We start from the raw sequence: 14,184 nt of genomic DNA, 5'->3' as shown, positions 1-14,184 counted from the left end.
ATTGTCAAAATAAAAAAGCCAACGACCTATATCTCGGTATAGGAGGTGTTTTGTGAAGCAAGCAAACGCGGCCTGGGGTCGCAACGGCATACGCATAAGTCGTCGCTCAACGCCGCCTCACGGCCATCGGAGCCGGTCGAGGGAATGCGCGGACCGACGCAGATAATCTTGCCCATGGTCTTACAGGCAGGACACCAGACCGGATCGTGCTCGTAGGCTTGTTCGCGATCGCCAAGATCGCCAAGACGGTCGCTGCTGTTTCCCGCTTTCACGGTACCGTCGGCGGTAGTTTTATCGCCCTTGCAATATCGTAACGTCGCATCGAAATTCTCCTGTGTCATGTCGCTGTCGCTGACGCGGCAGCGTTACTCTGTGGTGGCCCGCGCAACACTGCGCAATCGACCGTGTGTTCTTGCGCACAGAGCAGTAGTCGGGCGCCGCCATCCACCGCTGCTGCATGCGCGCATGCCAGCGCCAGCCAGGGGGCGGCGATGCCGGTGTCCCCTACGCTTGCATCGAGAAGGACATCGTTTGCATCGACACCCAGTTGACTTGCCGGAACGCTCCATTGATGGTATTGGCCTGGATCCAGACCGGCACACCAAATCTGCCGCAAACTTTTTCCTTCCAGCCTGGCCCATTGCAGTGCGTGCGCCAGGCTCTCTCTTACCTCCTGATGACGTGCGCGCTCCGGGCGATGCAGGTAGCGATTGGCCGCGATACGATACTGATAAGCCAGGGCCTCCGGCATCAACAGCACGGCAGCGCCGGCTTCGGCAGCACCTTCTGAGGGCGGCGTATCCAGCAAGGCGCGCAGCTGCACAGTCACCATTAGCCGGGCTTCCTGATACTCCGCTTGCAGTGCGTGATCGAGCCAATCATCCAACGTCATCAAGTCCGCTGCTGCCGCCACATGATCGACGTCGGCCGCACGCAAAGCCCGTGCATCCCAGGCGGTTTGCCACAGTGCGGTGACTGTTTCGGCGGGCAACGCGCAAGCTACGTTCAACTGCACGGACAAAGGCACGCGCGCTGGCAAGGCCTGCAGGCGGGTATTGAGGCCTTGCAGCAACCGCGCAAACAGCCAGCCCAAGGTGGCGTGTTGGCGCTGACGGTCATTGGCGGCGTAGCCAGTATGCAGGTGAACATCGGGCATCTCCAGCCAGCGCGCTTTCACGGCCTGCGCACCAGGAATCAGCGGGGTATTCAGCTTCAGTTCAAGCGAGCCGTTAGCCATCGCCGCAATGGCCTCCCGATTTTGTTGCTCGTCGCCGGATAGACAGTAGGCGGTATCGATCAACGCCAACGGCTGGCTGGCATAGTCAAACACTTGCGCACGATATTGCTGACACACTTCGTTATGCGCCAGCGCGTCGAGTACCGCCCCCTCATGCATGGCATAACGGCGCAGCACCACCAGCGCCGCCAGCCCCGTCGGAAATCCGATCAACGTGATCCAGAACTGCGGTGTTTGAGTCGGCATATCCGCCGACCACATCAGCAACACGGTGGCGACACCGCCCAAGGTAAGCACTGCAAACACCGACATCCAGAGCCAGAAGCGTGGTTTGTCGGCGGGAACGGCAACTTCGTTGGGCAGTTGTGCAAAATCGACAGCCATGGCGTCCCCCTACGGCAAGAACACATGACGCGGCACCAGATAGCCGCCGCCTTCGCGCAGCGTCCCGGTTTGCGTGGTGATGACGCCGCTGCGCAATTCTTTGGCGTCGCTGTCCTTTTGCACCGGGAAGATCGGATTGCCTTTGGCGTCCTGCGTCAGCAGGGTGGCTTCGTCGTCGGTGAAGGCAATTCGGCGCTGTATGGCTTCCATCTCACCAATGCGGCCGTTAAACCGGGCATTCTCTGCCTGCCTAGCCAGCTCAGCCTTCTCGTCCAGCACGTCTTGCAGCTTGGGATTGGCTTCTTTGGCCTGTTGGAAGTTCTGCCAGGCCTGATAGTGGTAGCGGTCATTCTTCGACGGCGGCTTGGTTTGCCACTCGCGTATCTTTTCTGCCTTCTCGTTTGTGCTGATGTAACCGGCCAGATAGAACCCGGCCAGAGAATCGTGCACCTGCTCTTCCAGCAAGGCAATGCCGTTGCTACTCGACTGCCCCTTTTGTTCTTCGAAGACCTGGAGCGCCAGCGCTTCCCAGGTGTCGGGATGGGCGCGCGCATCCGCCCGTTGCAACTGCGTCTGATTGGCGATCTGTTCATTGCCTGGCCCATACAGCTTGATGTCGTCGCCGTAGACATCGCGCTGTCTTGGCCGTCCGCCCTTGGCGCGCTCGGCCAGGAGTTGCATGTCGCCCTTGAACAAGTCGTCGTAACTGACCATGTCTTGCTGTTCTTGCGGGGTGGCGCGCTGACAGGCGGGCAGGTGTGCCATGCGGCCCAGCCAGCGGGAGCGAAAACGGTAGTACAGCGACATGTGTTTCTGGATGTGTTGATCGTACGTGCCGCCGAAGTTGTTGGTGGCAGGATCTTCCCCGGACTTGTCATTGGCAGATGGCTCGACAGACTTCTGACCGTCGGTAGCGGCTTCCTCTGGCGTACCAGCACGCAGCCATGCGGCCATATAGGCATTCCAGTTCGCGGCCAACTCGGGACTCAAGGCGAAGTCGGCTTGCAGATCGGAAGGCATCTGGCGATAAGTCACCAAGGGCACACCCGCCAGGCGGGCGATTTTATGCATATGCAGCAGCGGCACCTGAGACACCATCTGGCCCACGGTTATGCCGCGTCCCTGCTCCTTGGGGCAATAGCCGCCACCGACATCAGAGTGCACGCCGGGGTATAGCACTTCGTGCACATTACCGCCTTTGACGCGCGTGATGGGGAAGTTCATGCGCTGCTCGTGCGCGGCAATATAGTGCACGGTTTTTTTGACCAGCGAAGGCAACGCCGTCAAAGTCTCCGCCGCCCAGCTGAAGTGGCCATCGGCAAACTTCAAGAGCGTGGTCTTGGAAGCGGAGTCGGCAATACCAATCGACGCCACACTGTCGAACAGGCCAAGAAAATTGATCTGTATCGGCATACCCGCCAGGGTGTTCTTCTCCTCCAGTGCAGCGTGAAGCCAGTAGCAGAAGCTGCGCGCCTCAATGGCGCCGCGAGAAAAACCGAACACGGCCACGCGAATCATGGGAATGCGCGGCTGGATGATGATGTCACGCTGGGCTTGCAGCTTGTCGTTCAGTTCATCTCGCAACTGTGTGAACCATTTTTGGCGGCGCACGTGCTCGGGATATTCTTTGTCGTAATTCTGTTCGACGTCGCGAGTGTAGCTTTTTAGTTTGGCGGTGATTTGGTCGTCCGAATATAGAGCACGATTTTCATTAAAGGCCCGGTGTACAGCGTTATAGACTTGCAATATGCCAAATAGAATTCGTGCCTGTCCTCCCTTACCCATGGATTTGCCATCCTTTGTTTCGCTCCATTCTTGATTCTCTGGGAAGCGAGTGCCAACACCGGGGATATAAAAGCGGAAGCAGCTGGAATCCTTCAAATAATCTTGTCCTTCAATATGCTTATGAACCTCAAATAATCTAACAATATTAGTGTGTCCATTTTGGGGTTGATCACGATCCATGTTGTTATTGGTACCGTCAAAAAACAGACCAATTCTGACCATTTTTTGGCAGGGCGGAAGAGGGTTTCCGCTTGGTGTGCGTACCACCGGCGCTCTGAGTAAATCCTTCAGAGCAATTTCTTCTTCCTCCGTTGCCATCAGTTCTTTTTCAGCATCAGCAACGATCTTTATGGGAGCTGAGTAGATTGGTGCGCTCATGACTATTGATCCTCCGGCGGGGGATTTGTCAATGCCATGGAAATGGGATGCCCCGGATTTCCCGGCCCATCAAATGCAGCAGCAACTACCCGTACCTGATCATTTTTAAAAAAATGAACATAGATCGTTCCTGCTTCGTCATACCGCATGATATTGGTTGTTTTCTCTATGAAATCGCGACCATTCGGCTTCCAGCGAACTTTGACCGTCATGCCCGGAGTCCATTTTTCTGGCAAAAGGTAACCTGCTGCAATTGTTCCTCCACAACTGCCACCTGCCATGCGCCTCCTAGTCAGCTCCCCTACATAAAACTGAGATATGTAAGGAGAACCTTCATGCGCTACACATTCAATTGATACCGCAATTTCAGGCACATACACATAAGGTTTCGTTTCTTTTTTCGTCTCCGCTACGACGGGTGCAGTTGCGTTACAAGCGCTTAATGCAGCGATACTGAATATCAGCAATGCTTTTCTAATCATCATTTTTATTTCCTCGTTGGACAGAAAGCCGTCAGGCGCAAATTTCATGTGTTTGTAATTTTTGGCGAGGCGGAAGAGGGTTTCCGCTTGGTGTGCGTACCACCGGCGCTCTGAGTAAATCCTTCAGCGCGATTTCTTCTTCCTCCGTTGCCATCAGTTCTCTTTCAGCATCAGCAACGATTTTCACGGGAGCTGAGTAGATTGGTGCGCTCGTGATTATTGCTCCTCCGCTGGGGGAACGATGACATTCTCTGGTATGGGATGTTTTGGACTCTGTGCCGCATATCTTGCAGATGAAACCACCCGTACCTGATCATTTTTTAAAAAATGAACATAGATCGTTCCTGCTTCGTCATACCGTATGATATTGGTTGTTTTCTCTATGAAATCGCGACCATTCGGCTTCCAGCGAACTTTGACCTTCATACCGGGAGTCCATTTTTCTGGCAAAAGATAGCCCGCCGCAATTAACCCACCGCAAGTACCACCTGCCATGCGTCTTCTCGTAGGTTCTTCCACATAGAACTGAGAGATGTAGGGAGCTTCATCATGTGAGACACATGAAACAGACACAGATATCCTAGGTATATACACATACGGTTTCGTTTCTTTTTTTGTCTCCGCTACGACGGGTGCGGTTGCGTTGCAGGCAGTTAAGACAGCCACACTAATCAGTAAAAATATTTTCTTCACCACCATTTTTATTTCCTTTTGTGGATTATCTAAATCACGCCATAGAGGCCGTTATTCCTTGCGTTTGATACACGTCGAGCATGGCTGTGATTTCATTACTATTTCGCGCATTCAAACTGCGTCTGGTAAGAACTCTACGGTCTTCCGCATCTTTAATATGACGTTGATCCATTTCTCCCAGCGCGGCTTTTATTTTTTCAAATAAGGTAGATATTTTTTCGTCGTGACACATCTCCGTCGTGCTATCGACCACTTCCGCTAAAATTTCATCCGCCTCAGCACTATCGACCAACGCCACAAACTGCGCCTCGCTGAAGGGAATGCAGTCAATGTCGCCATAGTCTGGTGTCGCGTACAGCCCAGCGTCGTGGCAGGTACCAGTGATCGTGGCCATACCCCCTCGACGGTCAATGGTGTGCCATGCGGTAATGCCACTCAATAACGCTGCACGCTGGTCCTCATCGAATACCTCCAGGATGTCCGGTAAACCAACGCTATCGGCAAAGCGAAGAGGCAATACCAGCGTGTCCGGCGTCTCGATCTGGCTAAAACGCACTAGGTGTTTTTGCAGGGCGAACAAATCCAGCGGACTTTGAATGAAGGTAAGCATCGGCTTGCCGCCGGTTCTGGCAAGAAGATTGGTGAGCATGCGCGTACGGTTATCATGGTCAACGATCACCAAGAACGGCGCGCATTCTTCCAGCGCTTCAAGCCGAGACGCGGTATAAAGCGAACGCACATAATGCGTCTTGACGGCCTGACTTTGTTGCCACAACAACGCACTGCCCCAGGCATCGTCAAACGCGCAGTCAATCAGGGCGTAGGTATGCAGCGGCGACTCGGCCTGCTCCCTGCGCGCTTGTTCGATTGCGTTCAGTGCCGCATCCAGCAGCTCTGGCAGATTGTCTTGGTGAGGGTCAACGCCGAAGAACATGGTGATTCCTTTGGATGAAATGAATCGAGTCTCAAATATTCGGTACCGAGGTCTTCGCACGGGCTCGCAAGGCTTCTTTCAAGCACTCCTTACACACACTCTTAGGCAATTGCGGCAAGGCCGGAGGCAAGGAAGCAGGGCCTGGTCGTCCATGACTACCCGCTTTCACAACGCTTGCGCCGGGCGTGCCGTCTTCGATGCCGGAGGCGTTGATGCGGATATAGGAACCGCCGCATTTGAGCAACAGTTCGTCTTTGGCCTCGACGGTGACACGCCCGTTGGCGCTGGTGATGAACATGTTGCGGTCGGAGATGATGTTGATGTCGTCGCTTTGCGCCTGGATCTCGACTTTGCCCTTGGCGGCAAACAACTTCATACCGAGTTTTTGCGCAAACAGCGAGACTGCTTCACCAGCTGCCGCCGTAAATCGCTTCATGACGCTGATGTCGGCATTGCCGCCGGCAGTCGCAATGAAATGCTCTTGCGCCGCCAATTGCAAATGGGAACCGGAAGTCAGCGCAATACCGGCTGGTGCGCTGGCCAGGATGCCTGCTCTTTTGAGAGAGAGGAGCGTGTCGTTGAGCAACGCACGTTGCTGTTCACAGTCGGCCGCGAGGGCCTGCGCCGCGTTTGCTGATTCTGCCAGGGATTGCGTTTGCTGCAAGGCCTGTTCGAGCAAGGTTTGTGCGGCCTGCATGTCCAACTGTTTACCTTGCGCTCCTGGCTGTGCATCTGCATTGATGAACACGCCTTTACCGCCCCGGATCGCCGCGTGCGCATCGGTGCGCAATTCAACACCTTGTCCACGCTCCTTGCGCTGGCTGTCCACCAGATGCCCCAGATTGAGCTGGCTTTTACCGGAATGCTCGGTGCTGAGCTTGATGTGTTCCTGCCCCTTCCAGTCTTCCATGCGCAGCTTGTTGTTGCTCTGCGTGCGGATGACGTTGCGGCTCAGCCAGCGGTTCTCGGTGGTGATGTGATCCGGGTGACGGCTGTTGTGGTGCAGGTGGGCGATGTAGGGTTTGTTCGGATTACCGTCCATGAAGGCAATCGCCGCTTCCGTGCCGTCGATGATCGGGAAGTGGAAACCCGTTTCGTTGGCGCCGGCAAATGGTTTCGCCAGACGCAACGGGGCGCTCACCTCCGCGCCATCCTGACCAACCAAGGTGTAGAACGCCGTCAGCAAGCAAAAGTCATTGCCGATCTTTTGGGGCTGGAGCAGGTCTCCATTCAGCAGAAGTTCTCTGGTTTGCGTGGTTGGACATCTGCCCAACGCGCTCTGCTGGATCAAAAATTTGGCAAGCCTGATTCACCGCCGCCCGAAGACATCACAACTTTCCACATTCCCGACGAAAAAAAGCCAACCCAGTACAAAACTATTTACAAATCTGAGCCGTGGAACGCCATTCTGAAGCTCAGTAATATCCCGCAGCGTTGCATCTTGGACCGCGGACACATGCTGGAAAGTTCGGCAGAGGAAACCTTGATCGCTATCAAGGAAAACGAGGGGTGGGTAGTGATTCCTGGTGCGAAGGCACCTGAAGGAAGACCTGCTTTTAAGGTTCTCCGGATGACCCCTTTACCGGCCCCGCGTATTGCAGCATTGGATGATTGTGCAGATATTCCAGACGGGATTACCGCGTTGTTCGCCAGGCAAGGGATACAAGTTTCTGCCTTCAATGATGTTGACTCGCTGTTGGAAGTCGTACGTGTGCAGCCATTTGAAGCTTATATTCTGGATTGGAGCATCGATACGGATGTGACGTCCGAACCGGCAATTGAATATATTCGGGAGGCTCAACAGTCAAATGTGCCCATCACCATTCTGACCGGCGAGTTGCGAACTCAGCAAACCGTCGGCTCTGATATCGCTCGCATGGTAGAACGCTACAAAGTCTCTGTTGTCGAAAAACCCGCCATCCTGGACATTCTCGTCAAGACCTTTTACAACATTCTCTTTCATATTCCTGGGCGAAACTAGCGTCAATTTATCAACCTCCAGGCCAGACATTCTTTTTATTCGATGCCTAGCTTCAACAATGCGATTGTGCGATTTCGATCCGGCGCCGGGGAGTAATATCCTTTAAAACGTCACGCCCGAAATCAGGATGATGTTGGCGTAAGGAGTGAACTCGCCGGTGCGTATCACTGCACGCGCCTGCTGCGTGCGGCGTTTGAATTCCTCATGCGGCAAGGTCTGCTTGCCGGCCAGGCCGAGCAGCCCGACTTGCTGCGCCAGTTGCGGGCTGCGCTGAGCCAGTTCGTCGGCCAGCACATGATGTTCGACGTGCATTTCGGCCAGCACGGTTTGCAGCGTATCCATGAAGCCGGGGACGCCGCGCGTCAGCGCCAGGTCGATCAGTGGCACGCCGGGAGGAACCGGCAGGCCGGCATCGCCGATGACGATGCTGTCGCCGTGGCCGAGCGAGGCGATCAGTTGCGACAGCGCGATGTTGAGCAGCGGTGTTTTCTTCATGTCGGTTCTCCTTGCTCAGTCTGCCACTTCCCGGCGGGAAGGAATGGATGTTTGCGCGCCCACGCGTGCCACGCTGATGGCTGCCGCACGCTGGCCCAGTGCGATGGCCTCGGCTTCGCTGCGGCCTTCCGCCAGCGCGGCGACAAAACCGCCGATGAAGGTGTCGCCGGCGGCGGTGGTGTCGACCGCCTTGACCGCTTGCGCGTCGACATGTTCGGAGCCGGATTCCAGCGCCGCATAGACACCTTTGTCTCCCAGCGTGACCAGCACGTTGGTCGAGCCGGCCGCACGCAACTTGCTGATCACTGCGGCGATCTGTTCGTCATTGTCAATTCCGCTGGCGGGCATGCCGGCCAGCATCGCAGCTTCGATTTCATTGGGCACCAGGTAATCGATTTGTCCCAGTAATTCGGTCGGCAAGGCTTGTGCTGGAGCCGGATTGAGCACCACGGTCTTGCCCAGCGCATGCGCCAGCCGGATGGCGTGGATCACGGTCGGCAGCGGCGACTCCAGTTGCAGCACGACGATGCGCGCCTGTTCGATCAGGCCGCGTGCGGCGTCGATGTGGGCCGGGCTGAGTTCGGCGTTGGCACCGGAAGCCAGCACGATGCTGTTCTGGCCGTTGTCGTCGACCAGGATGGAGGCGATGCCGGACGCCGTGCCTGCAATCGTCGTGACATGGCTGTCGTCGATGCCGTCTTTGCGCAGCGCGGCGCGCAACTCGGCGCCGAAGGCGTCGTCGCCCAGGCAGGCCACCATCGCGACCTTGACGTCGTCTGCGCTCAGGCGTGCACAGGCCACCGCCTGGTTGGCACCCTTGCCGCCGGGGATGGTGCGGAACTGGCCGCCGGTGATGGTTTCTCCCGGGAGCGGCATGCGCGGCACGCGCAAGACCAGATCCATGTTGATGCTGCCGATGATGACTATCATGTGTTTCCGACCGGTTGATGAATGGTGTTGTTGAATGGATGCCGTTGTGCCGCCATGCGCTTACGTTGCCGAACGTACGGTCGAACCGCGCACATGCAATTGCGGCGTGATGGTCTGGCGCTGCACCGGGCGCGTCGGATCGGCAATGCGTTCGAGCAGGCATTGCGCAGTCAGCTGGCCTAGCGTGCGCGTGTTCTGCGACACGCTGGTCAGCGGCGGGTGGACGAAGCTGGCCAGGTCGATGTCATCGAAGCCGATTACCGACAAGGCGTCCGGCACGTCGATGCCGCGCTCGGCGGCGGCACGCAGCGCGCCGATCGCCATCAGGTCATTGCAGCAGAAAATGGCGTCTGGCGCTTGCGCGCCGGAGAGCAGCGCACGCGCTGCGGCATAACCGCCGGCGCTGGTGAAGTCTGCGTAAGCCAGCTGATCCGGCGCGATGGCGATGCCGGCGGTTTGCAGTTTGCGGCGCAAACCGGCGATGCGTTCCGAGGAAATGTCCAGGCTTTCGGGACCGCCGATGCAGGCGATGCGACGGCGTCCCAGCGCCAGCAAATGCTCCGCTGCCAGCGCGCCGCCGGCGGCGTTGTCGACCGCCACCAGGTCGATCGCCATGTCTTTCGGCGCGCGGTCGAGCAACACGGTCGGCACTTTCATCTTGCGCAGCAGTTCGCCGTCGGTCTGCGCCAGCGTCGCCACGATCAGGCCGTCGCAGCGCTTGGTCAGCAGCACGTTGAGATAGTCGCGCTGCTTGTCGGGATCGTCGTCGGAGTTGCACAGGATCACGCTGTAGCCGGCCTGGTAGCAGCTGTCTTCAATCCCGCGCGCCACTTCCGAAAAATACGGATTGGTGTTGTTCGGGATGATCAGGCCGATACTGCCGGTGGCGTTGCTGCGCAGCGAGCGCGCCAATGCGCTGGGTACGTAGGCCAGCGCCTCGACTGCCACCAGCACGCGGTCGCGCGCCTCGGCGCTGACCGGGCGGGTCTTGTTCAGCACGTGCGACACGGTGGTGTACGAAACACCTGCGTGGCGCGCTACGTCCTTGATGGTTGCCATGTTTTTCTTGTCGCTGAATGTATGTTGTCCGGTACGGCCTGGCGGGTATCAATGCATGTCAATGCGTGTCAATGCGTGTCAATGCGTGTCAATGCGTGTTGCGTTCGCCGCGGCGGCGATAGGTGTCGAGCACGACGGCAGCGACGATCACCAGGCCGGTGATGATGCGCTTCATCGGTTCGGACACGCCGATCTGCGCCAGCCCGGCTTCCAGTACCGAGATGATCAGCACGCCGATGAAGGTGCTGATGACCGAGCCGCGTCCGCCCATCAGGCTGGTGCCGCCGATCACGACCGCCGCGATCACCTGCAGCTCCATGCCGACGCCGCCGTTGGGATCGGCCGCTTCCAGGCGCGACACCTGGAACAGTGCACCGACGCCGGCCAGCAAGCCCATCAGTGCGAACACCAGGATCTTGCTCGGACGCGGATCGATACCGGCCAGGCGCACCGCTTCTTCGTTGGTGCCGATGCCGATCCAGTGGCGTCCGAGCACCGTGCGCGTCAGCACCAGGTGGCCGATGACGACGACTGCAATCGACGCGATGAAGGCCGGCGACAGGCCGAGGAAAATCGGCGAGCTGATGCCGTCGACCGCGCTGCCGATGTATTCGGTGCGGGAATTGGTGACCTGGTAGGCCATGCCGCGCGCCATTTCCAGCACGCCCAGCGAAACGATGAAGGAGGGAATGCGCCAGCCGACCGAGATCAGGCCGGTCAGCATGCCGCACAAACTGGCGACGAGGATGCCGAGCAGGCCGGCGGCAAACAGCGGCCAGCCCCAGCGCACCATCGCCATCGACAGGATCGATGCGGCCAGCGCCATCACCGATCCGACCGACAGATCGATGCCGCCGACGATCAGGACGAAGGTCATGCCGACCGCCATCACGACCAGCGTCGGGATGTCGTTGGAGAGCGTGCTGAACGTGCCCAGCGTGAGGAAGTTCTCGCTCAGGAAGGAGAACAGCACGCACATGGCGAGCAGGGCGCCGATCAGGCCGAGGTAGTTCTTGACAGCGGACAGGCCGTAGACGGAAAAGGTGCGGTTGGGATGGGTCATGATCTCGGCTTATTGTGCGTGTGTGTTGGTGTCGTCATGGTCAGGCGGTTTGTTCCGCGGTAGCGGACGGCGAATTCATGTAGCCGCTGAACGCCGCGGCGAGAATCGCTTCCTGGCTCCATTGGCCGCGTTCGAAGGTATCGACCAGTTTGCCTGCGCTCATCACTGCAATGCGGTCGCAGATCAGCATCAGTTCGCGCAGGTCGCTGGAGACGATCAGCAGGCCCTTGCCCTGGCGCGACAGATCGGCCATCAGTTTGTAGATGTCGAATTTGGCGCCGATGTCGATGCCGCGCGTCGGTTCGTCGAACAGCATGATCGGGCAATCGCGGTAGAGCCAGCGTGCGATGACGACTTTCTGCTGGTTGCCGCCGGACAGTTCACCGGCTGCTTGCGAGCCGTCGCGCGAGCGGATGCGCAGGCGCTTGATGTAGTCGCCGGCGACGGTCGCTTCGGCGTCGCCGTCAAGAAGTCCCATCTTGCTGACATCGCCGAGTTTTGCCAGCGTGGTGTTGACGGCGATCGACTGCGGCAGCAGCAGGCCCTGGCTCTTGCGGTCTTCGGTGATCATGGCGATGCCGGCGGCGATCGCCTGTTTCGGCGAGCGGATATCGGCCGCTTCAGCCTGGTCGCCGATGAAGACTTCGCCCTGATCGGCGCGGTCGGCGCCGAAGACCAGGCGCAGCAGTTCGGTGCGCCCCGAGCCGATCAGGCCGGCGATGCCGAGGATTTCTCCGGCGCGCAAGTCGAACGAAGCCGGCGCCACGGCGTTGCCGCGGCCCAGATTGCGCACGCGCAGCAGCGGTGCGCCGATCTCGCGATGGCCGAGATCAAGTTCGGCTTCGGCGGCGCGGCCGACCATCAGTTGCACCAGTGCGTCGCTGCTGTAGCCGTCGATCATGTCGTCGCAGACCAGTTTGCCGTCGCGCAGCACGGCGATGCGGTCGGCGACCTGTTTCAATTCTTCCAGGCGGTGCGAGATGTAGATGATCGCCACGCCTTCCGATTGCAGCCGCGCGATCTGCGCGAACAGCAATTCCACTTCGCGGCTGGTCAGCATCGCGGTGGGTTCGTCCAGCACCAGCAGGCGGCAGCTGCCGATCAGGTTGCGCGCGATCTCCACCATTTGCTGATGGCCGACGCCGAGTTCGCCGACCGGCGTCCACGGATCGATGTCGGTCAGGCCGACCGCTGCCATTTGCGCTTGCGCCAGTGCGGCCAGTTTCGGCTTGTCGATCCAGCCGAAGCGTTGCGGCAACTGGTTCAGGAACAGGTTTTCGGCGATGCTCAGCGTTGGGATCAGATTCAGTTCCTGCATCACCATGCGGATGCCGAGCTGTTCGGCCTCGGTGCGCGAGCGTGGCTGGTACGGCTGGCCGTCGAGCCGCATGGCGCCGGTGGTGGATTGCACCAGGCCGCAGACGATTTTCGACAGCGTGCTTTTGCCGGCGCCGTTTTCGCCGGTCAGCGCGAGGATCTGGCCCGGACGGATTTCCAGCGAGACCTCGGCGAGCACCGGTTCGATGTAGGTCTTGCCGATGCCGCTGAGCGACAGCAAAGCCGGGGATGATGGATTGGACATGCAGTCTCCACCGTAAAGGTGTGGTTCAGGAATTCGGTGTTGCTTGATTGCGGTGTGGGCCGGTGTGGGCAGAACGCACACGCTGCACGCGCGTCCCGCCCGGTATTTCTCTATGGCTTACTTGCTGTCCTTGGTCACCAGCTGGACCTTGGTTTCAACCGCGCCGCTCAGGCTGCTTTGCGGCTTTTTCTCGGCCAGTGCTTTCAGGACCGTTTCGATGCCGAACACGGCTTGCTGCGAAGCGAACTGATCGGCGGTCGCCAGTACGCGGCCGTCCTTGAGCATCGGCTTGATGGCGTTGATGTTGTCGTAGCCGACCACCAGCACCTTGCCGGTCTTGCCGGCAGCCTTGACTGCGGCCACCGCACCCAGCGCCATGTTGTCGTTGCCGGCCAGGATCGCCTTGATGTCAGGATTGGCGTTCAGCATCGAAGCGGCGACCTTGTTGCCCGGATCGATTTCCCATTGGCCCGATTGTACCGACACCACCTTGGCGCCGGCTGCACCCATGGCGTCCTGGAAGCCCAGCGTGCGTTGCTGTGCATTGAAGGTGGTCGAGACGCCTTCGATGATCGCGACCTTGTCGCCGCTCTTGATCTGCTTGGCCAGGAAGTCGCCGACCAGCTTGGCGCCCTTGCGGTTGTCCGGGCCGACGAACGGCACCGTGATGCCCTTTTCCTTCAGCGCGGCGTCGTCGAACTTGTTGTCGATGTTGACCACGATGATGCCGGCGTCGATGGCCTTCTTGATCACCGGCACCAGCGCCTTGGAATCAGCCGGTGCGATCACCAGGCCGCTGACCTTGGAGACGATCATCTGTTCGACGATCTTGATCTGGTTGGCGGTGTCCTGCTCGTCCTTGATGCCGTTGGCGATCAGGTCGTATTGCGCGGCATGCGCCTTCTGGTGCTCCTTGGCGCCGTTTTCCATGGTCAGGAAGAATTCATTGGCCAGCGACTTCATCACCAGCGCGACCTTGGGCTTGGCGGCAGTTTGGGCCTGCGCCAGCACGGGCAGGGCCGGCAGGGCGCAAACGAGGACGGCGGCGGCAATCAGCTTGAGGCGGATACGTTTATTCATGATGTCTCCAGATTCCAGATATTCGATGTGAGCAGCAATTCGTGTGGATCGGCATGCTGTTATTGGGGTGTTCTGCATTTGCGCGCAAACGTTTGCGCGAC

Annotated in this window: 15 protein-coding genes; 1 reads left to right on the top strand and 14 read right to left on the bottom strand. The window is 58.5% G+C overall.

Annotated elements, in window-relative coordinates:
- Nucleotides 1-26: 26 nt before the first annotated feature.
- The 8 genes from F506_RS22820 to F506_RS18390 are packed head-to-tail and all read right to left on the bottom strand — an operon-like array spanning nucleotide 27 to nucleotide 7,079.
- Nucleotides 27-341: a PAAR domain-containing protein gene (locus F506_RS22820; protein WP_167552708.1), complete on the bottom strand. Its 315-nt coding sequence runs from the start codon at nucleotides 339-341 to the stop codon at nucleotides 27-29.
- A complete protein-coding gene (locus F506_RS18405; protein WP_053199833.1) occupies nucleotides 338-1,621 on the bottom strand; it encodes a hypothetical protein in 1,284 nt (427 codons plus the stop codon). The genes F506_RS22820 and F506_RS18405 overlap by 4 nt, the downstream gene beginning before the upstream one ends.
- 9 nt (nucleotides 1,622-1,630) lie before the next feature.
- Entirely contained in the window at nucleotides 1,631-3,784 is a 2,154-nt protein-coding gene (locus tag F506_RS18400; RefSeq protein ID WP_235471239.1) for a T6SS phospholipase effector Tle1-like catalytic domain-containing protein, read from the bottom strand.
- 2 nt (nucleotides 3,785-3,786) lie between these two features.
- Complete coding sequence (locus F506_RS22815) at nucleotides 3,787-4,269, bottom strand: DUF3304 domain-containing protein (protein ID WP_158443138.1); 483 nt, start codon at nucleotides 4,267-4,269, stop codon at nucleotides 3,787-3,789.
- Nucleotides 4,270-4,297: 28 nt separating this feature from the next.
- Nucleotides 4,298-4,453, bottom strand: coding sequence for a hypothetical protein (locus F506_RS23425; protein WP_158443137.1), 156 nt, complete (start codon nucleotides 4,451-4,453; stop codon nucleotides 4,298-4,300).
- Between the two features lie 29 nt (nucleotides 4,454-4,482).
- Nucleotides 4,483-4,965 carry a DUF3304 domain-containing protein gene (locus F506_RS22810; protein WP_083458023.1) on the bottom strand — a complete coding sequence of 161 codons (483 nt, stop codon included), beginning with the start codon at nucleotides 4,963-4,965 and terminating at the stop codon, nucleotides 4,483-4,485.
- A gap of 28 nt (nucleotides 4,966-4,993) precedes the next feature.
- The gene (locus F506_RS18395) at nucleotides 4,994-5,893 is read right to left on the bottom strand and encodes a DUF4123 domain-containing protein (protein ID WP_053199831.1); all 900 of its coding nucleotides are present in this window, start codon (nucleotides 5,891-5,893) and stop codon (nucleotides 4,994-4,996) included.
- Between the two features lie 31 nt (nucleotides 5,894-5,924).
- On the bottom strand, nucleotides 5,925-7,079 hold the full coding sequence (locus F506_RS18390) for a DUF2345 domain-containing protein (protein ID WP_053199829.1): 1,155 nt from the start codon (nucleotides 7,077-7,079) through the stop codon (nucleotides 5,925-5,927).
- On the opposite strand from F506_RS18390, the gene F506_RS18385 reads away from it, so the two are divergent.
- Nucleotides 6,975-7,874: a helix-turn-helix domain-containing protein gene (locus tag F506_RS18385; protein ID WP_235471236.1), complete on the top strand. Its 900-nt coding sequence runs from the start codon at nucleotides 6,975-6,977 to the stop codon at nucleotides 7,872-7,874. The two genes, F506_RS18390 and F506_RS18385, sit on opposite strands and share 105 nt — an antisense overlap.
- A gap of 102 nt (nucleotides 7,875-7,976) precedes the next feature.
- Here the strand turns inward: F506_RS18385 and rbsD are convergent, their stop codons facing one another.
- The 6 genes from rbsD to F506_RS18355 all read right to left on the bottom strand — a co-directional run bounded on the left by rbsD (nucleotide 7,977) and on the right by F506_RS18355 (nucleotide 14,083).
- The gene (gene rbsD, locus F506_RS18380; RefSeq protein ID WP_053199825.1) at nucleotides 7,977-8,369 is read right to left on the bottom strand and encodes a D-ribose pyranase; all 393 of its coding nucleotides are present in this window, start codon (nucleotides 8,367-8,369) and stop codon (nucleotides 7,977-7,979) included.
- 15 nt (nucleotides 8,370-8,384) lie between these two features.
- A complete protein-coding gene (gene rbsK / locus F506_RS18375) occupies nucleotides 8,385-9,299 on the bottom strand; it encodes a ribokinase (protein ID WP_053199824.1) in 915 nt (304 codons plus the stop codon).
- A 60-nt stretch (nucleotides 9,300-9,359) separates the two neighbouring features.
- Nucleotides 9,360-10,358, bottom strand: a complete 999-nt coding sequence (locus F506_RS18370; RefSeq protein WP_053199822.1) for a LacI family DNA-binding transcriptional regulator — start codon at nucleotides 10,356-10,358, stop codon at nucleotides 9,360-9,362.
- Nucleotides 10,359-10,446: 88 nt separating this feature from the next.
- Nucleotides 10,447-11,421, bottom strand: coding sequence for an ABC transporter permease (locus F506_RS18365; RefSeq protein WP_053199820.1), 975 nt, complete (start codon nucleotides 11,419-11,421; stop codon nucleotides 10,447-10,449).
- 40 nt (nucleotides 11,422-11,461) lie between these two features.
- Nucleotides 11,462-13,003 carry a sugar ABC transporter ATP-binding protein gene (locus F506_RS18360; protein WP_053199818.1) on the bottom strand — a complete coding sequence of 514 codons (1,542 nt, stop codon included), beginning with the start codon at nucleotides 13,001-13,003 and terminating at the stop codon, nucleotides 11,462-11,464.
- Nucleotides 13,004-13,120: 117 nt separating this feature from the next.
- Nucleotides 13,121-14,083 carry a sugar ABC transporter substrate-binding protein gene (locus F506_RS18355; protein ID WP_053199816.1) on the bottom strand — a complete coding sequence of 321 codons (963 nt, stop codon included), beginning with the start codon at nucleotides 14,081-14,083 and terminating at the stop codon, nucleotides 13,121-13,123.
- Nucleotides 14,084-14,184 lie beyond the last annotated feature (101 nt).

The organism is Herbaspirillum hiltneri N3 (assembly GCF_001267925.1).
Taxonomy (GTDB): Bacteria; Pseudomonadota; Gammaproteobacteria; order Burkholderiales; family Burkholderiaceae_D; genus Herbaspirillum; species Herbaspirillum hiltneri.
The sequence above is the reverse complement of the archived record's forward strand: the minus strand, read 5'-3'. Positions and strand labels throughout refer to the sequence as shown.

What these genes read in the sequence shown, in the direction of transcription:
- F506_RS18400 (WP_235471239.1), bottom strand. Translation starts at nt 3,784, where the DNA reads ATGAGCGCACCAATCTACTCAGCTCCCATAAAGATCGTTGCTGATGCT.
- F506_RS18405 (WP_053199833.1), bottom strand. Translation starts at nt 1,621, where the DNA reads ATGGCTGTCGATTTTGCACAACTGCCCAACGAAGTTGCCGTTCCCGCC.
- F506_RS18360 (WP_053199818.1), bottom strand. Translation starts at nt 13,003, where the DNA reads ATGTCCAATCCATCATCCCCGGCTTTGCTGTCGCTCAGCGGCATCGGC.
- F506_RS18370 (WP_053199822.1), bottom strand. Translation starts at nt 10,358, where the DNA reads ATGGCAACCATCAAGGACGTAGCGCGCCACGCAGGTGTTTCGTACACC.
- rbsK (WP_053199824.1), bottom strand. Translation starts at nt 9,299, where the DNA reads ATGATAGTCATCATCGGCAGCATCAACATGGATCTGGTCTTGCGCGTG.
- F506_RS18355 (WP_053199816.1), bottom strand. Translation starts at nt 14,083, where the DNA reads ATGAATAAACGTATCCGCCTCAAGCTGATTGCCGCCGCCGTCCTCGTT.
- F506_RS22820 (WP_167552708.1), bottom strand. Translation starts at nt 341, where the DNA reads ATGACACAGGAGAATTTCGATGCGACGTTACGATATTGCAAGGGCGAT.
- F506_RS22810 (WP_083458023.1), bottom strand. Translation starts at nt 4,965, where the DNA reads ATGGTGGTGAAGAAAATATTTTTACTGATTAGTGTGGCTGTCTTAACT.
- F506_RS22815 (WP_158443138.1), bottom strand. Translation starts at nt 4,269, where the DNA reads ATGATGATTAGAAAAGCATTGCTGATATTCAGTATCGCTGCATTAAGC.
- F506_RS18365 (WP_053199820.1), bottom strand. Translation starts at nt 11,421, where the DNA reads ATGACCCATCCCAACCGCACCTTTTCCGTCTACGGCCTGTCCGCTGTC.
- rbsD (WP_053199825.1), bottom strand. Translation starts at nt 8,369, where the DNA reads ATGAAGAAAACACCGCTGCTCAACATCGCGCTGTCGCAACTGATCGCC.
- F506_RS18395 (WP_053199831.1), bottom strand. Translation starts at nt 5,893, where the DNA reads ATGTTCTTCGGCGTTGACCCTCACCAAGACAATCTGCCAGAGCTGCTG.